This window comes from Helicobacter apodemus, from assembly GCF_003097575.1.
Classification (GTDB): domain Bacteria; phylum Campylobacterota; class Campylobacteria; order Campylobacterales; family Helicobacteraceae; genus Helicobacter_D; species Helicobacter_D apodemus.
Window position 1 is genome coordinate 899,295 of record NZ_CP021886.1, and the last position, 25,356, is coordinate 924,650.

35 protein-coding genes are annotated in these 25,356 nt (G+C 35.0%); 26 read left to right on the forward strand and 9 right to left on the reverse strand.

Features of this window, described 5'->3' with window-relative positions:
• Positions 1-3: 3 nt before the first annotated feature.
• The 9 genes from CDV25_RS04325 to CDV25_RS04360 form a co-directional block, all read right to left on the reverse strand.
• Positions 4-663: a C39 family peptidase gene (locus CDV25_RS04325; RefSeq protein ID WP_108910922.1), complete on the reverse strand. Its 660-nt coding sequence runs from the start codon at positions 661-663 to the stop codon at positions 4-6.
• Between the two features lie 67 nt (positions 664-730).
• Positions 731-1,597 (reverse strand): hypothetical protein, encoded by an 867-nt coding sequence (locus tag CDV25_RS04330; RefSeq protein WP_108910923.1) that lies wholly within the window; start codon positions 1,595-1,597, stop codon positions 731-733.
• 31 nt (positions 1,598-1,628) lie between these two features.
• Positions 1,629-2,015, reverse strand: coding sequence for a hypothetical protein (locus CDV25_RS04335; RefSeq protein WP_108910924.1), 387 nt, complete (start codon positions 2,013-2,015; stop codon positions 1,629-1,631).
• A complete protein-coding gene (locus CDV25_RS10135) occupies positions 1,969-2,265 on the reverse strand; it encodes a hypothetical protein (protein ID WP_162550431.1) in 297 nt (98 codons plus the stop codon). Before CDV25_RS10135 ends, CDV25_RS04335 begins: the two co-directional genes overlap by 47 nt.
• A gap of 117 nt (positions 2,266-2,382) precedes the next feature.
• A complete protein-coding gene (locus CDV25_RS10140) occupies positions 2,383-2,541 on the reverse strand; it encodes a hypothetical protein (protein WP_162550432.1) in 159 nt (52 codons plus the stop codon).
• A gap of 21 nt (positions 2,542-2,562) precedes the next feature.
• Positions 2,563-2,982, reverse strand: coding sequence for a hypothetical protein (locus CDV25_RS04345; RefSeq protein WP_108910926.1), 420 nt, complete (start codon positions 2,980-2,982; stop codon positions 2,563-2,565).
• Positions 2,983-3,105: 123 nt separating this feature from the next.
• Positions 3,106-3,414: a hypothetical protein gene (locus CDV25_RS04350; protein WP_108910927.1), complete on the reverse strand. Its 309-nt coding sequence runs from the start codon at positions 3,412-3,414 to the stop codon at positions 3,106-3,108.
• Positions 3,415-3,465: 51 nt separating this feature from the next.
• On the reverse strand, positions 3,466-3,777 hold the full coding sequence (locus tag CDV25_RS04355; RefSeq protein ID WP_162550434.1) for a hypothetical protein: 312 nt from the start codon (positions 3,775-3,777) through the stop codon (positions 3,466-3,468).
• Positions 3,778-3,826: 49 nt separating this feature from the next.
• On the reverse strand, positions 3,827-4,009 hold the full coding sequence (locus CDV25_RS04360; RefSeq protein ID WP_108910929.1) for a hypothetical protein: 183 nt from the start codon (positions 4,007-4,009) through the stop codon (positions 3,827-3,829).
• A 1,677-nt stretch (positions 4,010-5,686) separates the two neighbouring features.
• Here CDV25_RS04360 and CDV25_RS04375 point away from each other — a divergent pair.
• The 26 genes from CDV25_RS04375 (at position 5,687) to CDV25_RS04490 (ending at position 25,243) form a co-directional block, all read left to right on the forward strand.
• Complete coding sequence (locus tag CDV25_RS04375) at positions 5,687-6,307, forward strand: cytolethal distending toxin subunit A/C (RefSeq protein ID WP_108910932.1); 621 nt, start codon at positions 5,687-5,689, stop codon at positions 6,305-6,307.
• 237 nt (positions 6,308-6,544) lie between these two features.
• Positions 6,545-6,865, forward strand: a complete 321-nt coding sequence (locus CDV25_RS10515; protein ID WP_239056421.1) for an exonuclease/endonuclease/phosphatase family protein — start codon at positions 6,545-6,547, stop codon at positions 6,863-6,865.
• 373 nt (positions 6,866-7,238) lie between these two features.
• Positions 7,239-7,715, forward strand: a complete 477-nt coding sequence (locus CDV25_RS04385) for an RICIN domain-containing protein (RefSeq protein ID WP_239056437.1) — start codon at positions 7,239-7,241, stop codon at positions 7,713-7,715.
• A gap of 397 nt (positions 7,716-8,112) precedes the next feature.
• Entirely contained in the window at positions 8,113-9,864 is a 1,752-nt protein-coding gene (locus CDV25_RS04390) for a DUF262 domain-containing protein (RefSeq protein ID WP_108910934.1), read from the forward strand.
• Positions 9,865-9,893: 29 nt separating this feature from the next.
• Complete coding sequence (locus tag CDV25_RS04395) at positions 9,894-10,304, forward strand: EVE domain-containing protein (RefSeq protein ID WP_108910935.1); 411 nt, start codon at positions 9,894-9,896, stop codon at positions 10,302-10,304.
• Between the two features lie 160 nt (positions 10,305-10,464).
• Positions 10,465-12,087: a type I restriction-modification system subunit M gene (locus CDV25_RS04400; RefSeq protein ID WP_108910936.1), complete on the forward strand. Its 1,623-nt coding sequence runs from the start codon at positions 10,465-10,467 to the stop codon at positions 12,085-12,087.
• Between the two features lie 234 nt (positions 12,088-12,321).
• On the forward strand, positions 12,322-12,549 hold the full coding sequence (locus CDV25_RS04405; protein WP_108910937.1) for a hypothetical protein: 228 nt from the start codon (positions 12,322-12,324) through the stop codon (positions 12,547-12,549).
• Entirely contained in the window at positions 12,539-12,805 is a 267-nt protein-coding gene (locus CDV25_RS04410) for a type II toxin-antitoxin system RelE family toxin (protein ID WP_239056422.1), read from the forward strand. Before CDV25_RS04405 ends, CDV25_RS04410 begins: the two co-directional genes overlap by 11 nt.
• Positions 12,805-14,292 (forward strand): restriction endonuclease subunit S, encoded by a 1,488-nt coding sequence (locus tag CDV25_RS10305; RefSeq protein WP_204161863.1) that lies wholly within the window; start codon positions 12,805-12,807, stop codon positions 14,290-14,292. Before CDV25_RS04410 ends, CDV25_RS10305 begins: the two co-directional genes overlap by 1 nt.
• 1 nt (position 14,293) lies before the next feature.
• Positions 14,294-15,547 carry a DUF262 domain-containing protein gene (locus tag CDV25_RS04425; protein ID WP_108910938.1) on the forward strand — a complete coding sequence of 418 codons (1,254 nt, stop codon included), beginning with the start codon at positions 14,294-14,296 and terminating at the stop codon, positions 15,545-15,547.
• On the forward strand, positions 15,540-16,157 hold the full coding sequence (locus CDV25_RS04430) for a hypothetical protein (protein ID WP_108910939.1): 618 nt from the start codon (positions 15,540-15,542) through the stop codon (positions 16,155-16,157). Before CDV25_RS04425 ends, CDV25_RS04430 begins: the two co-directional genes overlap by 8 nt.
• Before the next feature lie 17 nt (positions 16,158-16,174).
• The gene (locus CDV25_RS04435; RefSeq protein WP_108910940.1) at positions 16,175-16,354 is read left to right on the forward strand and encodes a hypothetical protein; all 180 of its coding nucleotides are present in this window, start codon (positions 16,175-16,177) and stop codon (positions 16,352-16,354) included.
• Positions 16,355-16,566: 212 nt separating this feature from the next.
• Positions 16,567-16,707: a hypothetical protein gene (locus CDV25_RS10145; protein WP_162550436.1), complete on the forward strand. Its 141-nt coding sequence runs from the start codon at positions 16,567-16,569 to the stop codon at positions 16,705-16,707.
• 26 nt (positions 16,708-16,733) lie between these two features.
• On the forward strand, positions 16,734-17,045 hold the full coding sequence (locus tag CDV25_RS04440; protein WP_108910941.1) for a transposase: 312 nt from the start codon (positions 16,734-16,736) through the stop codon (positions 17,043-17,045).
• A 70-nt stretch (positions 17,046-17,115) separates the two neighbouring features.
• Positions 17,116-20,190 carry a type I restriction endonuclease subunit R gene (locus CDV25_RS04445; protein WP_108910942.1) on the forward strand — a complete coding sequence of 1,025 codons (3,075 nt, stop codon included), beginning with the start codon at positions 17,116-17,118 and terminating at the stop codon, positions 20,188-20,190.
• Between the two features lie 164 nt (positions 20,191-20,354).
• Positions 20,355-20,663 (forward strand): TSUP family transporter, encoded by a 309-nt coding sequence (locus CDV25_RS04450; protein WP_239056438.1) that lies wholly within the window; start codon positions 20,355-20,357, stop codon positions 20,661-20,663.
• A 180-nt stretch (positions 20,664-20,843) separates the two neighbouring features.
• Positions 20,844-21,266: a DMT family transporter gene (locus CDV25_RS04455; protein WP_108910943.1), complete on the forward strand. Its 423-nt coding sequence runs from the start codon at positions 20,844-20,846 to the stop codon at positions 21,264-21,266.
• On the forward strand, positions 21,263-21,577 hold the full coding sequence (locus CDV25_RS04460; protein ID WP_108910944.1) for a DMT family transporter: 315 nt from the start codon (positions 21,263-21,265) through the stop codon (positions 21,575-21,577). The genes CDV25_RS04455 and CDV25_RS04460 overlap by 4 nt, the downstream gene beginning before the upstream one ends.
• Positions 21,578-21,687: 110 nt before the next feature.
• A complete protein-coding gene (locus tag CDV25_RS10150) occupies positions 21,688-21,843 on the forward strand; it encodes a hypothetical protein (RefSeq protein ID WP_162550438.1) in 156 nt (51 codons plus the stop codon).
• A 41-nt stretch (positions 21,844-21,884) separates the two neighbouring features.
• Positions 21,885-22,508: a protein kinase domain-containing protein gene (locus tag CDV25_RS04465; protein ID WP_239056439.1), complete on the forward strand. Its 624-nt coding sequence runs from the start codon at positions 21,885-21,887 to the stop codon at positions 22,506-22,508.
• A gap of 150 nt (positions 22,509-22,658) precedes the next feature.
• The gene (locus CDV25_RS04470; protein WP_108910946.1) at positions 22,659-23,105 is read left to right on the forward strand and encodes a hypothetical protein; all 447 of its coding nucleotides are present in this window, start codon (positions 22,659-22,661) and stop codon (positions 23,103-23,105) included.
• 168 nt (positions 23,106-23,273) lie between these two features.
• Complete coding sequence (locus tag CDV25_RS04475) at positions 23,274-23,879, forward strand: AAA domain-containing protein (RefSeq protein WP_108910947.1); 606 nt, start codon at positions 23,274-23,276, stop codon at positions 23,877-23,879.
• A 46-nt stretch (positions 23,880-23,925) separates the two neighbouring features.
• Positions 23,926-24,063, forward strand: a complete 138-nt coding sequence (locus tag CDV25_RS10155) for a hypothetical protein (RefSeq protein WP_162550440.1) — start codon at positions 23,926-23,928, stop codon at positions 24,061-24,063.
• Positions 24,064-24,090: 27 nt separating this feature from the next.
• Entirely contained in the window at positions 24,091-24,561 is a 471-nt protein-coding gene (locus CDV25_RS10735) for an AAA domain-containing protein (RefSeq protein ID WP_108910948.1), read from the forward strand.
• The gene (locus tag CDV25_RS10740) at positions 24,558-24,833 is read left to right on the forward strand and encodes an AAA domain-containing protein (RefSeq protein ID WP_269149135.1); all 276 of its coding nucleotides are present in this window, start codon (positions 24,558-24,560) and stop codon (positions 24,831-24,833) included. Before CDV25_RS10735 ends, CDV25_RS10740 begins: the two co-directional genes overlap by 4 nt.
• A gap of 26 nt (positions 24,834-24,859) precedes the next feature.
• Positions 24,860-25,243, forward strand: a complete 384-nt coding sequence (locus CDV25_RS04490; RefSeq protein ID WP_108910950.1) for a hypothetical protein — start codon at positions 24,860-24,862, stop codon at positions 25,241-25,243.
• Positions 25,244-25,356 lie beyond the last annotated feature (113 nt).

Genomic DNA, 25,356 nt, shown 5'->3' on the forward strand with positions numbered 1-25,356 from the left:
AGCCTAGAATCCCCTAAAAATAATTTGCTTTTTGGCTTGAAGTGTTTGCCTCTTAAAGGTATTGCTAAAAAAATCTTGCTTAGATTCTCGAGGCATTAGGGGCAATATCGCAAGGAATTTCCCCCTAAAAATCTCCCCATCTTCAAATTCCCCCCTTGTATCATACATTGCCAAAAATTGCTCCTTACTTAAAGTCCTATTTCCAAGTGATGGGTCTGCTAGCCACACCATCTTTTCATCAATACCTCTAATCACAGAGAAATGATCACTCTTGCGATGTTTGAGATACACCACTACAGGAACCTTAAGCTTAGAGAGCTGTTCAAAACTAGCAGCAAAACCCTGTGCTTTAAACCCAAATCCTGCTAATGCCTTTGCCATGTCCTCAAAACTTGATTTATTATCTCCTTTATCCATTGCTTGAAGTATCTCTTCCTCGCTAGTTTCTCTACCATAATAAAAAGTAAGAATTGTAGCTAAAGAAGCAGCCCCACAAGAGTAATCTAAATCTTGCTTGATGATTTTTTCATCCCTTAGCTCCTTATAGCTTTTTATTCCTATAGAAAGAGTGTGAGAGGAGTTTATAAAAAAACGATAATCCTTAGCTTCTAACAAAGAAATCCATAAAAGAAAGTATAAAACCTTGAATTGAAAATATTGCAAATCATCATCTCCTTTTACCTTTACCCCTTAAGAGGAATCTTAAAGTATAAAACCTAAAAGCCTTGCCCTAAAAAGTATAACTCCAATGCAAAGTGGCACTACTATTACTATCTTTTTGCGTAGCAGCTTTGAAGCTAAGGTTTAGGATATTCCCTTCAGAGAAACCATATCCCAAGCCAAAGGTTGGTTGGAGGAAGCTACGATGAAGCCCCTCTTTCCTGCCATCAAATCTACTTGCTCTTTGGTGAAGCCATTCAAAACCTAAACTTAGAGTAATCCATTCATTAACCGCAAAGCCAACATTAGGATGGAGCAAAAGCACATTTCCGGGCTTATAAGTTCCATCTTTGCTTTTGCGTTTATGACTATAGCGATAGGTGGTGTTTAAAACCAAAACCACAGGATCAATACTTTTATACACAATGCTTCCTACTTGCAAAGAATGCAAATACGAGGATTTATCAAGGTTTTTCTCATAAAGTGCGGTTTCTATGTAGCCTAAAACACCAACACTTGAATCATCTTTTAAAAACTCATAATTCACACCTAGCCAACCATCTATAGGCTTATGCGTAAAGGTATTCGCAGAAGTATTAGGATCTTTTTGCTGCCTATAGCTCCCTAAATAACTACCACGGATATAAAGATCTGCTTTATTGCTTATCCCATAATTAACCCCTAAAGTCCCGATAAGATTATCATTCTCTTGCTCACTCTCCCCAAAGCTAGAGGGAATAGCCACAAAACCAGTATTACTAATAGGGACGATAATAGGATCTCCTGTAGAGAGATTCTGACTTTTAGAATTGATATAACTAAGGGAACTCTCAAGCTTAAACTTCCCTTTCCCACTCACTAAATCCTCTACCAACAAAGGCATATCTGCCGATAAAGACGCACAAAAAATAACAAAAAAGAATAATAGAAATTTCATATCAATACCTTAAAAATATAAAAACGCATTTTTAAAAAATATCTGTCCATACAGGACAAAAGAAACCAAATACTAACAATAAAGAATTATCTATCCAGCTATAAAATCTATAAAAATAACTTCTACTTCCTTGCACGATAAAAAATTTAGTATAAACTTTGTAGTGATAGCATAGAAAGATAAGGATACCTTCTAACATAATAACTAGCATTCCAAGAAGCTGCCACCATTTGGTATTAAAGAAAATAAGAGAGATAATTAGAAAAAGAGTTTCGATAAAAATATGAAAATAAAAAAATACTTTAAAAGCATCAGATTCTTTTCTTGATTCTAAAAGCGTTTTAAATCTCGACCACATAGAATAACTTTTATTAATAGAGATAAGGGGGTAGATGGAATATGTGAAACAATATTTCATTAAGGGTATCCTTACCATTCATCCTAAAAATCCTAATAGCAAAGAACTTATGGCATCTCTGCTCTATGTAACAAAGCATAAGGATATAAAAAATAAGAAAAAAAGGAATCGCAAATATTATATACATGCCAGGAGATTCATAATAAAGAACACAACCAATAACCCCTAAAACTACAAGCCCAAAGTTAAAAAGTGTGATACCCCATACTACACTCCTTGTAGAGAGAATGATTCGTTTTTTACTAAGCATTTTTATCTCCTAGATGAGTTTCTTTTAAAAAGCCCGCTATGGGACAAAAAACCAAAAAGCACCAATAAAACAAGGAACTATCCAATCATAGTAAAAAAAAACATAATAGAACCTATCTTAATCAAGTAATGTCATTAATAATATTGTAAGCCCAAAAAGCACATAACTCATAAAAACATAACGCAATTTCTTAGAGGAATATTGTGCTTGATTTCTATAAAGCCATTCTGAACAAACAAACATTAACAATAGGACAATACAAGTTATTATAAACATAAAATATTTTGCTTTATTAGACTACCATCCCATTTTTCCTACAAACTTTCCAGCACCAGCTCCACCAAGCACCCATATAGGAGTCCCTAAACCCATTTTGATAGCACCGATAGGATTTCTAGCATATTTTATGCCAGTAAAAGCCCCCCACGCTACAGCTCCTCCAAAACTCCACCAACTCCAACCTTGATTTTTACCGATTTGGTATCCAATATTTCGTATCCCTCCATAGACTCCGCCAATAAGACCTGCACCCACAAATGGTACCCACGCTCCCTCTGTGGTTTTCATCTCTTCATTAGAGAGGGCTATTAATTCTAAAGGTTTAGAATCTTGTATAAAAAGTGATTCTATTTCTTGTTGTGTAAAACTATCTTGTGCGAAAGTCAAAGTAGAAAGAAAAGTAAAAGAAACTAAAAAACTAAATATTGTCTTTTTCATAATGAACCCTTTAAAGTGTAATTTTTAATAAAATTATTCTATTTTTAACGATATTAAAATAATCTTAAGGTGAGAAAGGGAATTAAAGATAAAGTTATGTAAAGTATAAAAGTAACACTTACCTTAATCAAGTAATGCCATTAATAATATTGTAAGCCCCACAAAACATAGGTTTATAAGAATATAACCTGACGCTTTAGAGGGATATTGAAAATTATTTTTATAAAGCCATTCTACAGAAAAATAGCGGGGTGCTTCATTTTTATAAAACCAATAAAGACAAACAAATATTAATAGCACGACAATAAAGGTTATTATACTATGCCACAAACTAGCTTTTTGATAAGGATAAAACCATAAAGTAACAATCCCAATAATGGCATAACTACTTAATAGAACACAGAAGCGAGTATTTTTATGATTATTTTTCACTAAGCCCTCACCTTAATTACCATAAGATTCTTTTAGTAATCAATACCATTCCTACAAATTAAATCTTGCAAAAATATCACCCACTGCATAAAACATAAAGGATAAAAATATATCTAAAACCAAATAAACCAATAAACCCATAATAATTACCAAAAATGGAGTTATAGGAAGCTTACGCAATGAGGGCAAGTATAAATATCCAATAGAGGGAGGGAGAATCATTGTAGCTACAATAAATCCCCCCATAATAGCTAAATTTTGCGACAAAGCAGACAAGATAAATAACATAAAAAAGAGAGAAAAGGTTAAGATAAAAACCTTTTTCTCATTATTCTTTATCCTTAGCAACCTTTTAAAAAACAATTTCCAACTTGTTTTATACGCTCTAAGAAAACGGCACTGCATTACACAATTATCTATGATAATTATAATATTTATAACCCATAGCCCCACCATAAGTAGTAATTCCCTGCATAGCACCGGTAGTGATTGCTTGTCGTATTGGTGCTGGCTTAGTAACAATAGGAGGTAATCCCTTAAATGTTCTATACATTGTTACCCCTGTTTTCCACATATGCCCTCCTATTGGACCCATTACTCCTCCCTTTCCCACAGCTCCCCGAAAACTCCACCAACTCCAACCTTGATTCTTACCAAATTAAGAAGATATACCTTAATCATAATCAAAGAAAACATTAAATCACCGATAAAAGATTTTAAGTTTTATTAATGGACTTCTTAAAGAAAATTATTAAAACTAATGCGACACAGCCTAATATAACAAAGATTAGATTAAGTATATCACTATCAAATCTAATACTCATCATTAGGAATGTTAAGAGTAAATAAGCATAAAATCGCTTGTAAGTAAAATCATCTAAATGGCATAAAACATACAACGAAAATAGAGAATAAATATAAAGCATTATATTAGCTATATCCGTTATTAAGGTTGGTTCATGCATACAATTACCAGAATTTCCAAGGTCGCCTAGAATAAACAGGATCTTTTGGTCCTAGAGCATTTAAATAAGTCAAATTAGTAACTGTTAGACTCATTCCAACCCTTAAATGCTAACAATGGTACCCACGCTCCCTCTGTGGTTTTCATCTCTTCATTAGAGAGGGCTATTAATTCTAAAGGTTTAGAATCTTTTATAAAAAGTGATTCTATTTCTTGTTGTGTAAAACTATTTTGTGCGAAAGTAAAAGTAGAAAGAAAAGTAAAAGAAATTAAAAAACTAAATATTGTCTTTTGTATAATGAACCCCTTAAAATGTAATAAATTTTAGTTAATATAAATATTTTTATTAAAAGAATATTAAATGAGAGAAATTTAAAGATAAAATGATGGAATATAACAAGTAACACTACCCACGTTTTAAAAAACATCTGTCCATATAGGGCAAAAGAAACAAAATACTAAAAATAAAGAATTATCTATCCAGCTATAAAATCTATAAAAATAACTTCTACTTCCTTGCACGATAAAAAAATTTAGTATAAACTTTGTAGTGATAGCATAGAAAGATAAGGATACCTTCTAACATAATAACTAGCATTCCAAGAAGCTGCCACCATTTGGTATTAAAGAAAATAAGAGAGATGATTAGCAAAAGAGTTTCGATACCCATTAAAACATAAAACATTTTCCGACTACTTGCAGAAAATTTTCTATAAGTCATAAATAATTCTATAAACATCCAACAATCTTAGTAAATAAGGTAGGATTGATTTAACTTTGTATTGATTTTCATTTTGTTGCAAATAATATCTTGAGGCTTATGATGAGTGCAAGTTTGGATTCAAAAATTCCTATTTGCTTAGGTGCAATTTTATAGGTATTAATGAGAGCAAAGAAGTGATCAAGATTAATCAAGAGTGGATAGAGGAATTCAATTTACAAAATCTTATTCAGTGTGAGCTTTTTAAAAAATATAAGAAAATGTTAGTGATTTTAAGGCTAAGTATTCTAAGGATATTAATCACACAGCATAGACGAGATCTTTAAATGATTTTAAAACAACTATTATAAATAAAACAAATAAAGTCAAATTAATGAATAAAAAGATACAAGGAGAGTAATAACCTTATAGATAAATGCTTATGCATTTTATAATTTGATCTTAACTATTAAGATATAATTTCAACAATAGCTATTAAAAATTCATTTAAAAAGGGTATTTATGCGGTATATATTTTTCTTTTTGCAATTTTTTTATTCATAGCGTGTTCTTCAACCCCAAAGACTAATACACTAAGGTATTTACCTATGAATGGAGAAGATTTAGGTATAGGCTCAACGCCCACACCTCCGCTTAATGAACCCATACCAAATGAAGAATCAAGAAAACTGCTAATGAGTATGGAAACAACAAAAATCCCCATAATAGGCTCTAACAATGATGTCAATAGCGCATTAGCCATAGACAGAAATGTTTCCAATCCTCTATCAATTATGTCTTCATCGGGAGGACTCCTAACGCTTTGGGCACTAGAACCCGGAAATTGGGTATGGGGATATACGCCTATTGATAGTCTTGAACTTGGTAAGGCAACATTTTGGCGTATTATCAGTTTTCCAAATGGACAGGTGATGATTAAAAATCTAGCAAAAAACACTTGTCTTCAAGCTTATAAAAATGGGGTAGTTCATGAGCTATGCGATAGTCGAATGCAAACACAATTATGGAATATCAATTTTTTTAATAACCAAGCAGTCCAAATTCAAAATGTAGGTGCAAAAACTTGTTTGCAAACGCCAACTATACGAACAACGACATATTATAGTATTTATTTAACAAAGTGTGCAATCAATGAATCTAACCTTGACCAACAATGGTATATCACCCCAGTACTAGAAGAATCAAATCCTATTTTTTTCACTAAATAAATCAATTAAGGAGCAGTAAATGAGAATATTATTATGTTTTTTAATGAGCTTTACCTTTGCCTTTACCAATCTTGAGGATTATAGAGTAAGCACTTGAAACCTACAAGGCTCTTCAGCAAATACTGAAAGCAAATAGAATATAAATATCTAGCACCTTATCACAGGCGATAATCCCACTAATATCCTTATAGTGCAAGAAGTAGGTGCTATGCCTACAAGTGCTAGGAGGACAGACGAGTGGTTCAGCTAAGTGGCACACCTGTGAAAGAGTTTATTTGGAAGCTTGGGATTTATTCTCGACCAAATTCCGTTTATATTTATTATGCTCCGCTTAATGTAGGAGCAAGAAGAGTGAATCTTGCTATAGTCTCTGATAGAAGGACTGATGAAGTCATTGTGGTGCGTCAAAATATCGTTGCAACGGACTCTTCGCGTCTAGCCATAGGCATTTGTACTGGCAATGATATATTTTTTAATATCCACGCTTTAGCAAGTGGCGGAGGTAATACATCTGCTTTGGCTACAGCAATATATGATACTTTTATCAATATGCCATAAATAAATTGGCTTATTGCAGGGGATTTTAATCGTAACCCAACACTTTTGCAATCTAGACTTGATACAAGGATTACTAACCATATTCGTATTGCTGCGCCAAACTCTGCTACACATTAGCACAAGAGGTGCGAATAGAATCCTTGATTATGCAGTAGTTTGTAGGTCAATCCCTTCTCGTTCCGCCCTAGTTTTGCCACACATTACCGCGTTGCTTATAGTAGCAAATATACGCGCACACCTTTCATCTGACTATTCACTTGTGCATTTTGGACGATTTTAGGGGGAAAAATGAAAAAATTACTTTATTGCTTATATTAATTTCAAACTTTGTATATGGGGTAGAGCCAGAGGATTTGCCGGATTTTACCGCTCCATTTTCTATAAGAAATCTTTTAACAAGAGATTTGCTTACGCTAGATATGCGCTAGATAATAGAAAACCAAATTGGAATCTCAAACAAGTTCTCCTTGATGAGCAAACTCGCAAAAGCGATCCTTTTGATAGCTTTAATTTAGGGGCTTCACAATTTGTCAATACAGAGGTTTCCAAGTTGTGCTTAGGGATTGATGAAAGCAGATTTTTTGCACTGAAAGATTGTGAGGAATATTTAAAAAGTAAAAAGTTTGAAACTCTATTTACAATTATTCCCATAACGAGTGCTGCAGTGCAAATTCGCTCTTTTGTTTTGGATAAAACAGAATGTATTGCAGCGTTTTTTAACCCACGATTGCCTTCAAGAATAGGCATTAGTATTACTCCTTGTAGTATGGATAAAATATTTAGTATAGATATGAGTAAACTTATGCTTATCTTACCTCCTTTGGTAGAAGCAAAAACAATTAATCCTTAAAAGTTTGCATAAAAGAAAGATTGAGTTTGTGTGCAAAAGCAATCTCAAATCGCTCTATATCAGCCCTGCAGCACTTTTTTATGAGGGTGAAAAGACGCAAAATTATGAAATAATAGGTGAGGGAATTTAAAGTTAATACAAAAAGTGAAAGTAGAGTGTCTTATAGCACTTATGCAAATGCTCTTATCAAGCTACTTTCTAGTGGAGAGATTAAAATGTGCCAAAGATAAACCTCATTAAAGTGTAGATTCTAAATGGTATAGTGGCACAGATTTTATGTAAAAAGATTTTGTGCCTATTCTTCATTCAACATTCTCTTCATTGCCTTGCAATTTTGTTTTGTTTTTTTTTGATAGAATATGAGTTTGGAAATAATTATAGAAAATAAGGAGAGGGAATGCAAAAAGAGGTTGCACAAATTTTTAATAATGGAATTTTTGAGATTCCAAATTATCAGAGAGACTATGCGTGGGAAACAAAAAATGTAGAGGATTTGTGGGAAGACTTGCTAGAAGCAGAACAAGCCAAAAATGATGAAATGGGACATTTTCTAGGCACAATTGTAGTAGCCAAAAATCCGCAAGATTCAAATGTGTATGACATTATTGATGGACAGCAGAGAGCCACTACACTTTTTATGTTACGCTATGCGCTACACTATAAAACACAGGACACTAATTGGGGACTTAACAATTTTTTAGACAAAAATCGAAATCCTAGACTAAGAGTAATTGAGCAAAATAGAGAGTTTTTTTCAAAAATTTTGCAACAAGCAGAAAAAGGTGTATTGAATAGTGCGTTGGAGCAAGAAATTAAAACCGATGGGCAAAGAAAACTCTATGAAGTTTTTAAGAGCATTTGGAGTTATGTAAGCAACCTAGACAATCAAAGGGCAGAGACACTTCTCAATGTGCTTGAAAAAATGGTGCTTATGTGGCTAGAGGAAAAAGATTCTGGCAGGGCAATTAGAATGTTTCAAACCGTGAATGATAGAGGTATGCCGCTCTTAATTTTAGACAAACTGAAATCTTTGCTTATTTTGTATTCTAATAAATATTGCGAAGGCAAACTTGATGAAACAATTAATGAGCGTTTTGGAGAGATTTTTGTAATCATCACAGAAATAAGAAAGCACCCTTTGTCTGCATCTTTAGCCGATAGAGATTTTAGTAAAGAGATAGAGGCTAGAATCTTTAATTATCACGCATTGGGACAAAAAGAAATAGGACATTATAGCTATGGCGCAGATGAATCCTACAAGAAGCTAAAAGATTTACTCAAAAACAAAGTGAAAGATTTGCAAAATCTGCCAAATGAAATGAATAGAAAACAAAAATTGCAAGATTTGCACGATTGGCTTAATCATTATTCAAAAGATTTACTTGAATTTTTTAAAGCATTTTTGGAAATTGCTAAAATGACAGAAAACAATATAGAATCTTTTAAGCTATTGTATATTTTAAGAATCAATCCCTATTTTTATTCCTCTCTAGTAAGACTAAAAATGAATAATATCCTAGATGATGAATGCCTAAGACTTTATGCACAAGCTGAAATATGCTTTTATGGTTTAGGTTCTGCAAATGATTCTAGTGCTTACAAGCTCTACCAATTTGTAGACAATAAAGATACACTGAAAACCAACATAATTGATATGTGTAAAAAATGCAGTAAAGGTGGATATAAGAATATTAATAGTTTTATAGATGAAGTAGCTATAAATAATTTTGATTGGAAAAAATATTTTCACTATATGTTTTTAACTTACCATTCAAAAAATATGGATATTAAAACCTTTGAAAAACTATTGGGAGGAAAAGTGTATTCTATGAGTATTGAACATATTGTTCCACAAAATGCAATAGAAAATGGCTCACTGCAACAATATGGCTTTAAAGACAGAGAAGAATTTGATGTTTTAAAAAATACCTTTGGTAATTTACTTGTTTTGGAATCCAATTTAAATAGCGCAAATAAAGATTACGGATTAGCCAAAAAGCAAGAAAATTATAGAAATTCTCAGATTCCTTATAATGTAGAATTTGCAAATAGAGAGGATTTTTTATCTTTCAATAAAGAGAACATAAAGCAGGAGAATGAGAATTTTACGCAATGGGCAAGAGATTTTTTTAAAGATTTTTTAGAGTAAATTAAATTCTAAATCCTAAAGGACACCCAATGCGCTACTTCATCGGCATAGCATCAAAAAATCATATTCAAATAGGGCAAACAGGGGGATTTTGCCAACTCTGCCACGGCAAAGCCGCGCCGCTTAAAAGAATGAAGCAAGGGGATAAAATCATCTATTATAGCCCAAAGCTTACTATGGAATCTAAAGAACCTTATCAAGCATTTACGGCACTTGGTGAAATCGCTGATGAAAATGTGTATCAAGTGGAGATGTTTAAGGGCTTCTTTCCCTTTAGGCGTGATGTGCTATGGAGCGAAATTAAGCGAGAATGCCCTTTAAGTGTGGCAAAGACACACCCAGAATGGAAAGCATACGCAAGCAAACTACGTTTTGGGCATTTTGAAGTCTCTAAAGAGTTTTTTAACTTCCTCGCAGAGTATATGACAAAGGATTCTTAATGCAAAATACAATCTGCCAAAGTTGCGGTTGCTATTATAAAAGCAAAAACGATTAATCCTTAAGGAGAGCATTGAGATTTTCTGTTGGAGAGTATATCCTATCTATAAGTGAAATTATGCGAAAATACATTAAACAATCCCAACTTCAAAAGAGACTTTTATGACACAAACCTTAGCGCAAACACTTTTTAAATCCGCTGACAAACTCCGCAAAAACATTGACGCCGCCGAGTATAAGCATATCGTTTTGGGCTTAGTTTTCTTAAAATATATCTCCGATAGCTTCCAAGCTATTTTTGAAAGAGTGCAAAATGATGGCGGAGACACAGAGGACAAAGACGAATATCTCGCACACAATGCGTTTTTTGTGCCCCCAAAGGCGCGGTGGGGTTATATTATGGAAAACGCCAAACAAAGCAATATCGGTAGCCTTTTAGATGCTGCAATGCAAACCATAGAACAGGAAAATCCAAGCCTAAAGGGTGTTTTACCCAAAGTCTATGCCAAAGAAAATTTAGATTCCATTTGCTTAGGCGGACTGATTGACTTGCTCTCTAATCTCTCTTTAAGCGGGGAAGGAGGAGGTAAGACAGCCCAAAGTAGCGATATTTTAGGGCATATTTTTGAATATTTCTTAGGTGAATTTGCGCTAAGTGAGGGCAAAAAAGGTGGGCAGTTTTACACCCCAAAAAGCGTTGTAGAGCTTTTAATCACAATGCTAGAGCCTTACAAGGGGCGCGTATTTGACCCTTGTTGTGGCAGTGGCGGAATGTTTGTGCAAAGCGAACTTTTCGTGCAGAGCCATCAAGGCAGCATTGATGATATTTCTATTTATGGACAAGAGAGCAACCAAACGACTTGGCGACTTGCAAAGATGAACCTTGCCATTCGGCAAATTGACTCTAGCCAAGTCAAATGGAATAGTGAGGGTAGCTTTTTAAATGACGCACACAAGGACTTAAAAGCAGATTTTGTCATCGCCAACCCGCCCTTTAATGACTCCGATTATAGTGGCGAACTCTTAAAGCAAGACGGACGTTGGAAGTTTGGCATTCCCCCTGCTACAAACGCAAACTATGCGTGGATTCAGCATTTCCTCTATCATCTAGCCCCCAAAGGCGTGGCGGGATTTGTCCTTGCCAAAGGTAGCCTCACAAGCAATACCGCGACAGAGGGCGAGATACGCAAAAACTTGATAGAATCCAACCTCATTGATTGCATTGTCAATCTCCCCGCTAAGCTTTTCTTAAACACACAAATCCCCGCAAGTCTTTGGTTTATCCGCCGCTCTAAAACAAATAAAGAAATCCTTTTCATAGACGCAAGAAATTGTGGCGAGTTGATTAATCGTAAAAATCGTATCTTAACTCATGAGGATATACAAAAGATAAGCCAAACCTACCACGCGTGGAGAAAAGCGCAGAATCCACAAGATGGAGATTCTAAAAATCCAGTTTCCCATACTGACTCTCCCCTTTGTCATGCTGAGGCTTTAGCCGAAGAATCTCAATCTATAAAATCCAAGCAAGATTCTAAAAGTTTAGAATCTCTCCCGCCTTATAGCGACATCAAGGGCTTTTGCAAATCTGCTTCCCTGCAAGAAGTCGCCGCACTTGGCTACACGCTCACGCCGGGCAGATTCGTAGGGCTAGAAGAAAACGAGCAAGATTTTGACTTTGAGGCAGAATTTACGCGCTTAAAAGAGGAGTTACAATCTCAAATGCAAGAGGAAGAGGCATTAAATCAAAGGATTTTGGCTAATCTTGCGTTGGTAGAGAAATGAAAGATATATATATACAAAGCGGTAAAGCACCACCGTGAATGAGCGAAAATTGTAGTATTAATACCTCAAGAATACATAAAACACACAAAGGCAAACAATGAATAAAACCACTTGGCAAAGGCTAAAGTTGGGGGATTTAATATTGACACACAAGCCGTGATGATTTATGTAAAAGATTCATTACAATCTGCTATAATGCCTAGAAAATAAATATAAGGAAGCAAAGGAAAAATAATGAATATCACCTTATCCAAAGAAGCACAAAACTTACTTCATCTCGCACAAGAAAATACAAAACAGCCAATAGAAGCGATTATCACAAAGGCATTGGCAAATTATTTAGAGGATTTAGAGGATTATAAAAGTGCGCAAGAAGCAGAGAAGCGACTACTTAGCGGCACTTCTTTTATTGGCATTGAGGATTTGGCAAAAAAGGCAAAACTTAATACAAGTGAAATTTGAAGCCAAAGCAGAGAAAGAGTTTCTAGCCCTCGCAAAATCCGCACAAATACAGATTCTAAAATACCTTAAGAAAATTGAAAATTTAGAGAATCCTAGAGACTTTGGCAAGGCTCTAAGTGGGAATTTGAAAAATTATTGGCGTTATCGTGTGGGGGATTATAGACTGCTTTGTAAGATACAAGAAAATGAACTTATCATCGTGGTAGTAGATATAAATCACAGAAGCAAAATATACAAGATGTTTAAGGGCAAGTGATGATAAATAAAACCACTTGGCAAAGGGTGAAGTTGGGGGAAGTAGCGGAGATAAATCCACCAGAATCTATTAAGAAAAATACACTTGCCAAAAAAGTTTCTATGGATAATTTAGAACCATTTAATAAGAAAATTTATTCTTTTAGTATGGAATCTTTTAAAGGTGGAAGCAAATTCAAAAACGGAGATACGCTATTAGCAAGAATTACGCCTTGTTTAGAAAATGGCAAAACTGCTTTTGTTGATTTTTTAGAAAACAACGAAATTGCTTTTGGTTCTACCGAATTTATTGTTTTAAGACAAAGGGAAAATATAAGCGACAAACACTTTTTATATTATTTGGCAAGAAGTGAAAATTTTAGAGAAACTGCTATCAAATCAATGACAGGAAGTTCAGGTAGAGAAAGAGTGCAAATAGAGGTGATAAGGGATTATGAATTTTTACTCCCACCCCTTGAGATACAGCATAAAATCGCGGAGATTCTAAGTAGTTTGGACGATAAGATAGATTTGCTTCATCGCCAAAACAAAACTCTGGAATCCTTAGCCCTCACTCTCTTCCGCCATACTTTTATAGAGAATCCTAAAAACCCCAATGTCCCTTGTCATTTTAAATCCCCTGCTTGTCATTCTGACCTTGAGTGCAACGAAAGGGAAGAATCTCAAGAGGAAGAATCTCAAAAATTAAATAGAGATTCTTCAGTTTTTGCAAAACTTCAGAATAACTCAAAAAGCGTTGTCGGGGTGGGGGAGAGTTTGAGAGGGGGAGGGAGCGACTTCGCGCTCGTTTCGCAAGAAACTAGCCTAAACTTGCACATTCAAGCCCCTCCCCTCCCTCATAAAAAAGATTCCACATTAAGAGATATTTCGGCTTCGCCTCGTGCAATCCGCAAGGATTTCACCCTCACTAGCAAATATGACAATGCCCACACTTGCAAAGGCGACAAAGCAGAATCTACAAATGAAAAATGGCAAATCGGCAAGTTAGGGGATTATGTAATGCCTAAAAAGGGTAAAAATATTACACAAAAGAATGCAATCAAAGGGATTTATCCTGTAATTGCGGGAGGGCTTGAACCTGCATATTATCATAATCAAAGCAATACAGAATCTCCCGTGATTACAATTAGTGCTTCTGGGGCAAATGCTGGTTTTGTTAATATTCATTATCGCCCTGTTTGGTCGTCAGATTCGTCTTATATTGACCAAACTATTACACCTTATGTGTATTTTTTCTATCTATTTCTAAAAATAAATCAAAATATCCTCTACGACAAGCAAGAAGGGAGTGCCCAACCGCATATTTATCCAAGTCATATAATGGAATTAGAAATGCCACATTACCCCAAAGAATTAATAGAAGTTTTTGAAACTCAAATACAAGTCTATTTCAATAAAATATCCCATAATATGAGAGAGATTTTAAATCTACAATCAATGCGGGATATGCTGTTATCAAAAATCTTAAATGAAAAAATAGAGGTGTGAAATGGCATACAAACATATTATCTATATGGGTGCATATAGCTTAAAAACTTGGATTAGAAAAATTTTTGAAAAAGAGATTGAGTTGCCAGAGTATCAAAGGGATTTTACATGGAATTCTAAAAATGGAGAAAATTTAAAGGAATCGCTAGAGAAAGGTTATTATATCCCTCCTGTAACACTTGCAAAATATAATGACAAAATTTATTTACTTGATGGGCAGCAAAGATTAACAAGTATAATATGTCTTTATTTAGGGGTGTGGCCTAAAGATAAAAATAAGAAAAATATACAAAAAGAAGATGAGGAACAAGAATATGAGAAAGAGTTCTCTCCTAATTTTACATTTAAGATTCTACAAGATTTGCAATTAGGCAGCGTGAAAACCTTACTGGGAGATCCTGATGAGTTTCAAAAAGAAATATTTGAAAAGAGTACTAAGTATTTAGAAAAACAAGAATTAAAATTTAAAGATATAGAGAATATATTTTTGCCCTATTGTTTGATTATGCCAAACTTAAAAGAATATAAAGACCAAAGAGATTTTTTTGCTGAAACTTTTAGAAGAATGAATACATTAGGGCAACAATTGAGTAAAAAAGAGCTAAGAGGAACTATATTTTGGCTTTATAAGAATATAAAACAAGATATTTACACGGATAGGGTCAAAAATTTTGAAGAAGAGCTTAAAAAATTAAGAGTTTTTGGAAATGATAGTGATATGTTGGGTTATTTTGCAATAGTTTGTAATTCAAAGAAAAGGGCTGGAAAAATAATGGAAAATATGAAAGAAATAACAAACAAGTATAGTCGTGATACTGAAGAGTTTCGTAGATACGTTGTTGATTTTCTTCTATGCTATGGGAAAGGAGAATATAATAATATTTGGGATAAAAAAGATATTGAATGTATAAAAAATAATCAGGATAGATTTCAAGATTCAGAAAGTTATTTTTTAGATTTTTTTAGAGAAAATAAAAAAAATTATAAAGAAAGAAATATTTCTTATCAAGATGTATATTTATTTTCTTTTATTCTGTATGTTTATTTTAGTAAGAAAGAAATCAGCAAAGATAAAATTAGTGAATTACTGGAATCTGCCAGAAAAAATATGAGTGAATATTTGGAAAATCTAAAAAATAGTAAAGAAGATACTTTGGAAAATTATCGTAAAGAACCTAATACAGCCAAGAGAATTGCACAAAGATTATTGATAGCATTTCAAGTTGTTTATCCAGAGGAATATGGCAATGAATAACGTAGAATTAATTAATCAAACATTGCGAGAACATCTACAATCAAATATAGAGTATTTTGGCGATAATATCTCAACCCCACAAACTTACTTTTTTCTTTCTATGCTATTTTTACAATCAGTAGGTTTTATGGAGCAAAAAATCAGTTGTATTGTATGGGAGATTGGATATAGGGAGCATTTAGAGAGATATAAAATTTTTAAAGATTATCGCATGGAAAGCATAGGATACAATGAATTAAGTATGCTATACAAAAAACTAAATAAAAGCAATGCTCTTAAATTAGAGAATGAAAATAATATTTTAGACAACATCAAAGAAATAATAAAATCTTCGTCCTCTTTATTTGAAGAGTTAGAATATAATTTTTTTGTTCTTGAAAATGAAATTCCTAAAAAAGATTTAAATAGTTTAATTACAGATTTACGAGAGCAAAGAAATTTTATTGCGCATTTCAAATCATTTTACCCTGATAAAAGTATCATAAGCTTTTGCGCCAAAAATGAAAACAATAAAAATATTAGATTTGAAGGTTTTTTGTTTTATCTTGCAGTTTTAATTAAGCTTGACGAAATGTTTATAGAAGCCTTTAAATCTTATGAAAATGATTAAATTATTAGGATAACCCAATGCAACCCTTCAACGAAAGCACCATAGAATCCCTGCTCCTCGAGCATTTAGAAAACGCGGGATACATTTTTGTAAAAGCTTTTGGGACAAAACATAGGCTTTGTGCGAATCAATTCGCACCTCCGATATTGGGAATTTTGCATTTTCTATTTCTCACACTTTTGGAGGTGCGACTTTAGTCGCACTCAAACAAAATGGGAGTAATAAAATGAAAATGGAACTATTGAAAATCCTTTGCAAGACAAAATAAAAAATAATCAATATAATCAAGCAAAAATATTGAAAATGATTAATGAGGCAAACCATAAGTGCGACTAAAGTCGCACCTCCAAAAAGGTAGGCAATGGAATTGATGATTCAAAAACACACTAACCTCCCACATATTGACTAAGTGGGGTATTGGCAGTTTGTTACCATACGCACACAGGATTCTATTGATGAAACATTTCTTTCTATCACTGATAAGGATATTTCAAAGGAACAATTTAAAAAAGATGAATATGCGGATTTATCACTTAAAGGAAATTATTAAATGGAGAGATTCTTCAATATCTTTATGTGTTTTTGCTCTCGTTTGATTCTGTTTTATATGAGCTTGCTTGTTTTTGCATTATGCCTAATCATTTGCATATTCTCTTTAAACAAAAAGAATCCCTCGCCCTAATTATCAAAAAACTTAAAGGTATTAGTGCAAAAGCTATCAATAAGCAATTGGGATTTAAGGGGAGATTCTGGGAGAAAGGATATTATGATAAAGCCATACGCAACCAAAAACATTTTGAACGAACTTATCGTTATATTGTTCATAATGCTTTAAAAGTTGGATTAAAAAATGAAGAGAGGTTTTATGGAAAATATGATTTATTATAATCATCGACTATATCGGAGGTGCGACTAAAGTCGCACCTCCAAATCACCAAGCGCAACGAAAGGACACAATATGCAAACTGATTCCCTCAACGAAAGAACCATAGAATCCCTACTCCTTGAGCATTTAGAAAACGCAGGATACACTTACAAAAGCGGCAAAGAGTTAGAGCGCGTCAGCAAGGAGTGGATACTTGAAGGCAAGTTTAGGGAGGCGGCGTGGAGGATTAACTTTGCGGATTCTAAGCAGTGCAATCTAATCTTAAGCCAAGAAACCCAAGAGCAGCTTATAAACGAGGCATTGGCAAAGCTTAAAGCCCTCGAAAATGAGGAACTTTTAGAATCTAATGCCAAATGCCACGCTTATCTTACACAAGGTATCCCGCTTGAAGTGCTACTTGATGGCGAAATGCGGGGCATTCTCTTGCAAGTGCTAGATTTTGAAAACCCGCAAAACAATCACTTTTTGGCTTGTAACCAACTCCATTTTGAATCTAAAATGCCCAAACGTCCCGATATTGTGCTGTTTGTCAATGGCTTACCCTTGAGTGTATGTGAGCTTAAAAATCCCCTAGATGAAAACGCTACCTTGCAAAATGCCTATAACCAACTGCAAACCTACAAGGCGCAGATTCCCTTTTTATTTATCCCTAATGTGCTGTGTGCGCTAAGTGATGGACTAAATAGCAAGGTGGGGAGTTTGAGTGCGGATTTTACGCGCTTTATGGTATGGAAAAATGAGGAATCGCAAATACCCCTAATGCCCGATGTGTTAAAACCTCACAATCTTTTAGAATTTACGCGCTTTTTTGTCCTCTTTGAAAAAGAGACTTTTAACGACAAAACAGGCTTATCCACGACAAAAATTATTAAAAAAATCGCCGCATATCATCAATATTACGCAGTGCAAAAGGCGATAGAATCCGCTAGAAGCGCAATGAATGGAGACAAAAGAGGCGGGGTAGTCTGGCATACGCAAGGCAGCGGCAAGAGTCTCACGATGGTATTTTTTAGCGCAAAGGCGATTATGAGCTTTGCTAATCCCACGCTTTTAATCATCACCGATAGAAACGACCTTGACGAGCAGCTTTTTAGCACTTTTGCTAAGGCAAAGGAGCTTTTACGCACAGAGCCAATCCTCGCAACGAGCACACAGGACTTAAAAATGAAGCTTAAAAGAGCAAGTGGGGGCATTGTCTTTAGCACGATTCAAAAGTTTAGAAGCGAGAAAGAAAGCTTTGAATGCCTAAGCAAGAGGGAAAATATCCTCGTGCTGTGCGATGAAGCCCACAGAAGCCAATATGGCTTTGAAGCGCGACTTGATGAGGAGGCGCAACTCCGCTATGGCTATGCAAAATATTTGCGAGACGCGCTGCCAAATGCAACTTATCTAGGTTTTAGTGGCACACCGATAGAAAAGGCAGATGCGGACACAAGGCGCGTTTTTGGAGAATATATTGATATTTATGATATTGCAAGAGCGGTAGAGGATAAGGCAACTTTGCCGATTTTCTATGAAAGCCGATTAGCCAAAATCGCTTTAAGCACAGAGGGGCAAGAGCTTTTAAATGCGCTAGATTCTAAACTAAGTAGAAGCGAGGAGCAAGAGAAAATCAACGCCAAAGCCACTAGGTTATGCGAGATTGTCGGGGCAAAGGAGAGGTTGCAGACTATTGCAAAGGATATTTTGGAGCATTTTACGCAGCGGCAAGAGATTTTGCAAGGCAAGGCGATGATTGTTTGTATGAGCCGAGAAATCGCAGTGTCGTTATATGAGCAAATCGTGCATTTAAACCCCTCGTGGCATAATGAGGATTCCACAAAGGGTAAAATCAAAGTGATAATCACTGCAAAGAGTGATGATGGAGCAAAGATAAGCCAACACCACACGAGCAAGGCGCAACGAAGCGAAATCGCTAAAAGGCTTAAAAGCATTGATGATGAGCTGCAAATGGTTATCGTGTGCGATATGTGGCTTACCGGCTTTGATGTGCCACCGTTGCATACGCTTTATATGGATAAATTCCTAAGCGGACATAACCTTATGCAAGCTATCGCAAGGGTAAATCGCGTGTATAAGGACAAACCTGCGGGGCTAGTCGTGGATTATCTAGGCATTGCCAATGAGCTAAAAAACGCACTAGAATTTTATACCCAAAGCGGAGGCAAGGGCGCGTTTATACAAGAAAAGACAAAAATCATAGAAAAAATGCAAGAAAACTATGAAATTACCGCCCAAATGCTGCAAGGGATTAATTATTTGGAATATTTTACGCTACAAGCGCGAGAGAAGCTTCAGCTTATCGCCCAAGTTTTAGAATGTATCCTAGCCCAAGAAAATGGCAAAAAGCGGTTTTTGGATAATGCAACAAGGCTTTTAAAATCCTATGTAATGGCTCTACCTTGCGAGGAAGCGGAGAAAATCGCAAAAGATGTAGCGTTTTTTGACCTCATCAAAAGAACTTTGAAAAAATACGAAAGAGAGGAGGAGGGAAAATCTCTTGTGCCGCAAAGTGCGATTAAACAAATCATTAATGATGCGATTGTGAGCGAGGGAGTGGTGAATATTTTGGATAGCACAGGGATTGTAAAGCCCAATCTCTCTATCCTTTCAGAGGAGTTTTTAAGCGAGCTTGCCTCCCATAAGCACAAAAACCTTGCCTTGCAGACTTTACAAAAGCTTTTAAACGATGAATTAAGTGCGCGCCTTAGTTCTGCACTCTCTGCAAAAAGCTTGATAGAGCGACTGCAAAAGACAATGCAAAAATATCAAAATAACCTTATTAGCGTGGTTGAAGCCATAGAGGAGCTCATCGCCCTAAGCAAGGAACTCATTGCGAGTGATACGCAGAGAAAGGAAATGGGACTAAAAGATTATGAATTTGCCTTTTATGAGGCGATTGCTCAAAACCAAAGCGCAAAAGAAGTGATGAGTAAGAGTGAGCTAAAGGCACTTGCCATAGCGATTTTTCAAACTCTAAGGCAAAATGTCAGCTTAGATTGGCAGCACAAAGAATCTGTGAGAGCGAAGCTAAGAGTAGCGGTTAAAAGGGTACTTAAAGAATATGGCTATCCGCCAGATATGCAAAAACTCGCGGTGGATAGAGTCATAGAACAAGCCGAGCTTGTGGCAAATAAGCTTGTGTGAGGCTTGGTATTATGCTTGATTTTTCACAACCCATACCTTTGAGGGTATAGCAGTATATCTTTATTTCATCTTGTTTCTTGCCTCTGTGGTAGGTGAGGTTGTGGGCACACTCTAGGGTGGTGCAGGAATGATAACAATGCCCTTATTGCTTGTAAGCGGTATAAATCCTCTCCAAAGCCCTAGCTACAAACAAGCTTCAAGCCTGTGTCGGTTCGTTTGTCAGTGCGGCGCATTATTATCATCAAGGCTTGGTGGATATGAGAGAAAGTCGCACATTAATGCTTATTGCTACATTCTTTGGGGCGGTGGGTGCGATTTTGGTGCAGTTTATAGAAATTGTCTTGCTTTCCAAACTCTTGCCCTTTGTGATGATAGCGGCGGGCAGATATGCTTTGCTCTCAACGCAACTGCTTATCGGGGAGTTTTTAGAATCTCCTGTTGCAATTTTACCTATAAATACTTTTATGCTATAATCTTTTGAAATTCTAAAAAAGAGAAAGATTAATGTTCTGGGACCAAGGCTATTATTCATACTCCATTCTTGCATATTATTTCTCTAAAACCTCGCATTAGCTTACATTGCTTTTATCCAAGATTCTAAAATAACATTTAGGCAAAGCCCTAAATACACAAATAAACATAAAGGAAATTCAATGAAAAACATAAAGCTTACCCCAAATTTAGCGTGGGGATTGGTGATTTTTGGTGGCATTGTAGAGTGCTTTTGGGCGAGTGGGCTAAAGTATAGCGATAATTTGTTTGCTTTTACCCTCACAGGCATTGGGATTTTTATCTCCTTTATCTCTATGATTCTAGCGGTTAAGGTGCTAGAGATTGGAATTGCATATAGCGTATTTGTAGGCATTGGCACAGCGGGGATTACACTCGCAGAGATTCTTATTTTTGGTGAGCCTTTCTCGCCGCTTAAGATTCTTTTTATCACTACCTTGCTTGTTGGCGTGGTGGGCTTAAAGCTCTCTAGCAGCGAGAAAGAAGAGGCACAAGAGGAAAAGCTTGTCTCAAACTTCTCACATGATTTGGGGCTTGATACAATACTTGAGGAGGAGCAAAGATGAGTTGGGTGTATTTACTTCTTGCGGGGTGTATGGAGATTGTCGGTGTGATTACGATGAAAAAATACTCTCTAAGTGGGCGCAATATCTTTTTACTTGGGATCTTGGTGCAATTTATGCTAAGTTTCGCACTGCTTTCTTTAGCAATGCAAGAGATTGCTATGGCAACAGCTTATGCGATATGGACAGGCATAGGTGCGGGGGGTGGTGTGCTAGTTGGAATCTTATTTTTTAAAGAAAGCAAGAATCTTAAAAAGCTCTTTTTTATCACACTCATCATCGCTTCAGTCATTGGGCTTAAGGCGATAGGCTAATTTTAAGTAGCGTAGAATTTTGCAAGTAAAGCTTAAGATTCTACGCTATAATTTTGCATTTTGTATTGTTAAGCTACAATTCCACAAAAAGAAAATTGGGGAAACATTCAATGCAACACACATATAATGAAAAGATTTTAGGCAAATACACTATTATGGAAATTGTAGAAGAATGCAATACTTCACATAATAGGATTTTTAAGACGAAATCTGCAGGGAAAGATTTTCAAATTACCACCATATCAAAGATAATATCAACGAATTAACCCAAAGCACACTTTCACACATAGCACAAAATCTTAACGATATACATCGCTCTAATATCTCACACTTAAAACTTGATGAAGATGAAACATCTTTCTATCTTATTAGAGAGATACTCCAAGAAGTTCGCAAGATTGATAATAGCATTTTTGAAGAATATGACGAGAAATTTCAATACCAAAAGTTGCTTGAATGTTATTTGCAGATTTTTAAAGCCATAAAACATATTCACCATAAAGATTTTTATCACGGCAATATCAATCCTAGCAATATTCTTATCAATGAAAACAATCAAGCTTTTTTGCTTGATTTTGGAAAAAGCTATTTTTATGAATCCCTAAAAACTAATTCTAACCAAAACATTGATGAACGATTTTATGCACCAGATCAGATTAAAGATGTTAGCAATGTGGATGCAAAAAGTGATATTTATGCGTTTGGGCTGTGTATACTGAAGATATTTTTAGATAGCTTACCAGAGAAGAATATAAAGTTTGAAAACCTTTATACCTATCCTAGAGACCTAAAGAGGATTTTTGAAGCAGTTACAGAACAATTTGACTTAGAAGACAAAGAAAAGGATCTTTTCGCGCTTATTCAACAAATGACAATAGAAGAGCCACAAAATCCGTATAAGCTTAGAGGATTTAGGTGTGGAACTTCATAAAATCTATAATAAACTTATATCAAAAAATACATTTGAAATACATTGCCTTGAAAAAGCTATGCACACATATTGCGATAAACATAATATTGAAAAAAATCCTGAAATTTTTTCAATCATATACAAGAAAGGACAAATGGACGCAATGCTTATATGCGGCAAACTCTCAACAAACAAAGAGAGGAAAATCAGTTAGAAATTGCTTTAGGAGATTTAATATTTATTTGCAAAACAGAGCAAAATGATGATGAATGTTTGTTTTGTGTTGGGATTATTGAAAATCAATCTAATTGGATTGACAATATACAAATTGATGGTATTGAGATAAATCATCGTTTTGTGATTACAACAAAAGGTTATAAAGCTAAAAATCGCGCTACAGATATACTATTTCTTAAACAAGAACTTAACGCAAGATTTAAAGAAACAGAAATACAAGCTAAGCGTAAAGAAATTGATAGGCAAGCCATAAAAAGCGAAGAGGCTTTATTAGAGGCAGAGAGAAAATGGCTAGTTTCAAAGAAACGTACACAAAAAGCTAAAATGTTGGAGGTAAAAAGAGGAGATAATATGCTTGTCTTTGAAATCATCAATGAATAGCAAGATAACCTAGAATCTCGAGATAGCAAAAACTTACAAGATTTACAAAATCAGGAGGATATAAACGATACCAAAGCATTACAAGAAAACAAAACACAAAATGTCTTTAAACCTAAAGATAAAGTTATTATTGAGGAAAATGGTGAAAAAGATCCAATTAAAGGCGAAGTGCAAAGTTATGATTGCGCTACGCAAAAACCTACAATAAAACTCCCTAAAGAATATGATTCTGTTGCTATAAATAACAATCCAAAAATGACTTATTCTATCTCTCACGATTATCAAATAGAGGAAATTTTATGGAATAAGAAAAATCGCACATTAGAGGAGCTTAACGATGGAAACACTCTCATTCCAAATTTGCTTAGGAAAATTAATAATCCCAAAGAGCTAAAAGCAAACGAACTTATAGAGATAAAATCTTTCATAGATTCTTCACTTGATGAAAATCAACAAAAAGCCGTGCAAAAGGCTTTGAGTTTAGATAATGCAAGTGAAATTTTACTCATTCAAGAGCCACCCGGAACTGGTAAGACGACAACTATCACAGAGATAGTAAAGCAGCTTATGAAAAGACATCGGCATTATAAGATTCTTATCTCCTCACAGAGTAATCAAGCTGTGGATAATGTGCTAGAAAAAATCGCAAAAGAGGAAGATAAGATTTTGCGCATTGGAAATGATGAAAAGAAAATGAGGGAGGGAGCAAAGAAATTTGTGCCACAAAAAGTGCTTAATAAAATCATCACAGACACAAGAGAGAATCAAAAATAATCCCATTAAGCACTAAAATGAGGGCATTCAAGAGGAACTGAAAAATTTGCAAGATGAGTTTGACAAAAAGCTACAAACCTTAAGTGCAAAGATTGGTGCAGATAAAGACAAAAGCCGTGATACTGCAAATTTATTTTTAAAAAATATTCGCCTCTTTTTTGGCACTTTGCTTGGTATTTCTTAGAAAGATTTTAAAGAAATTGTCTTTGATGTGGCAATTATTGATGAGGCTGGGAGAGCTACGCTAAGTGAGCTTTTAGTGCCTTGTATTAAAGCAAGGAAAATTATCTTAGTGGGCGACCATCAACAATTAGCTCCAGTAGTAGATGATGAGGTAGCGAAGCATTTAAAAGATGCGAAAAAGCAAGAGGTAGCCACCTCTCTTTTTGAGCGATTATATGAGAGAATGGAGAATGCAATAAAAGATAAAACAGAGTATTTAGGGTATTTCAAACATCGCTTAACTTTTAACTATCGCACCCATTCTAGTATCTGTGAGCTATATAGCCACAGCTTTTATGGGGGAGAATTGCAAACAAAAGAGGGGCAAGATGAGCTAAAACGACATCATCTCACTTGTTTTTCAAAAAATGCAATTTGGCTTGATACAAGCAAAAAAGTGATAAAGAAGATAAACAACAAGGCACGGGGAAAATTAATCACTGCAACGCAAAGATTATAGAACGCACACTTAAGAGACTTAAAGAAAAAATAAATCCAGATTCTATTCAAGATATAGGCATTATCACGCCTTATAAGGCAAAAGCTGATTTGCTTAAAAATAAGCTTAAATCCATAAGAAATAATTTTAAGGATTCTAATATTGGGCTAGATATTGGCACGGTGGATAGCTTTCAAGGCAGTGATAGGGATATTATCATTTATGATTGTGTGTGCTCCTCTAAAGGCAAAAATAGCAAACAAAGCCAAAGGCAAAGAAAAGGGGCAGATTGATTTTATTGCCGATGAAAAGCGGCTGAATGTTTCGCTTTCTCGTGCAAAAAATAGATATGCAAGAGCAACAAGACACGAGCTATTATTGGTATGATACAAAATGGGTGCTTTATCCTATGTATGTCAGCAAGGTAACATACGATATTGTGCAGGAGCAGGATATTCACCCTATCATTCTTAGTATTTTAAAAAACATTAAAAAGTTAGAGAGTTTGCAAGATATAAATATAGGGCAAACTTTGGGAGACATCACACAGCTTGATAGCGAGATACTTAGGAGTATTTTAGCAGATTTAGAGACAAAGGGCTTTATTAAGACAGCAGATTCTATAAAGCTTAGCGATAGTGGCAAAGAAGCCTTGCAGAAAGAAAAAGAGAAGATAGGAGAAACAAGATTGATTATGTGTTAAGTGATGGCATTTGTGGAGAAATGCTAAACAAAGCAGAAAAAGTAAAGATTTTCATTTATCAAGACCAAAAGATTCAAAAGATGTTATAGAGCTTAAACCAAAAGGCGAGAAAA

Excerpts from the sequence above, each read along its gene's own strand:
- CDV25_RS04375 (WP_108910932.1), top strand. The coding sequence starts at position 5,687 with ATGAATGGAGAAGATTTAGGTATAGGCTCAACGCCCACACCTCCGCTT.
- CDV25_RS10150 (WP_162550438.1), top strand. The coding sequence starts at position 21,688 with ATGCAACACACATATAATGAAAAGATTTTAGGCAAATACACTATTATG.
- CDV25_RS10140 (WP_162550432.1), bottom strand. The coding sequence starts at position 2,541 with ATGTTTATAATAACTTGTATTGTCCTATTGTTAATGTTTGTTTGTTCA.
- CDV25_RS04490 (WP_108910950.1), top strand. The coding sequence starts at position 24,860 with ATGTTTCGCTTTCTCGTGCAAAAAATAGATATGCAAGAGCAACAAGAC.
- CDV25_RS04395 (WP_108910935.1), top strand. The coding sequence starts at position 9,894 with ATGCGCTACTTCATCGGCATAGCATCAAAAAATCATATTCAAATAGGG.
- CDV25_RS04460 (WP_108910944.1), top strand. The coding sequence starts at position 21,263 with ATGAGTTGGGTGTATTTACTTCTTGCGGGGTGTATGGAGATTGTCGGT.
- CDV25_RS04455 (WP_108910943.1), top strand. The coding sequence starts at position 20,844 with ATGAAAAACATAAAGCTTACCCCAAATTTAGCGTGGGGATTGGTGATT.
- CDV25_RS04405 (WP_108910937.1), top strand. The coding sequence starts at position 12,322 with ATGAATATCACCTTATCCAAAGAAGCACAAAACTTACTTCATCTCGCA.
- CDV25_RS04435 (WP_108910940.1), top strand. The coding sequence starts at position 16,175 with ATGCAACCCTTCAACGAAAGCACCATAGAATCCCTGCTCCTCGAGCAT.
- CDV25_RS04390 (WP_108910934.1), top strand. The coding sequence starts at position 8,113 with ATGCAAAAAGAGGTTGCACAAATTTTTAATAATGGAATTTTTGAGATT.
- CDV25_RS04445 (WP_108910942.1), top strand. The coding sequence starts at position 17,116 with ATGCAAACTGATTCCCTCAACGAAAGAACCATAGAATCCCTACTCCTT.
- CDV25_RS04400 (WP_108910936.1), top strand. The coding sequence starts at position 10,465 with ATGACACAAACCTTAGCGCAAACACTTTTTAAATCCGCTGACAAACTC.
- CDV25_RS04425 (WP_108910938.1), top strand. The coding sequence starts at position 14,294 with ATGGCATACAAACATATTATCTATATGGGTGCATATAGCTTAAAAACT.
- CDV25_RS04430 (WP_108910939.1), top strand. The coding sequence starts at position 15,540 with ATGAATAACGTAGAATTAATTAATCAAACATTGCGAGAACATCTACAA.
- CDV25_RS04335 (WP_108910924.1), bottom strand. The coding sequence starts at position 2,015 with ATGAAATATTGTTTCACATATTCCATCTACCCCCTTATCTCTATTAAT.
- CDV25_RS04330 (WP_108910923.1), bottom strand. The coding sequence starts at position 1,597 with ATGAAATTTCTATTATTCTTTTTTGTTATTTTTTGTGCGTCTTTATCG.
- CDV25_RS04470 (WP_108910946.1), top strand. The coding sequence starts at position 22,659 with ATGCGGCAAACTCTCAACAAACAAAGAGAGGAAAATCAGTTAGAAATT.
- CDV25_RS04345 (WP_108910926.1), bottom strand. The coding sequence starts at position 2,982 with ATGAAAAAGACAATATTTAGTTTTTTAGTTTCTTTTACTTTTCTTTCT.
- CDV25_RS10305 (WP_204161863.1), top strand. The coding sequence starts at position 12,805 with ATGATAAATAAAACCACTTGGCAAAGGGTGAAGTTGGGGGAAGTAGCG.
- CDV25_RS10135 (WP_162550431.1), bottom strand. The coding sequence starts at position 2,265 with ATGCTTAGTAAAAAACGAATCATTCTCTCTACAAGGAGTGTAGTATGG.
- CDV25_RS04360 (WP_108910929.1), bottom strand. The coding sequence starts at position 4,009 with ATGGGTCCAATAGGAGGGCATATGTGGAAAACAGGGGTAACAATGTAT.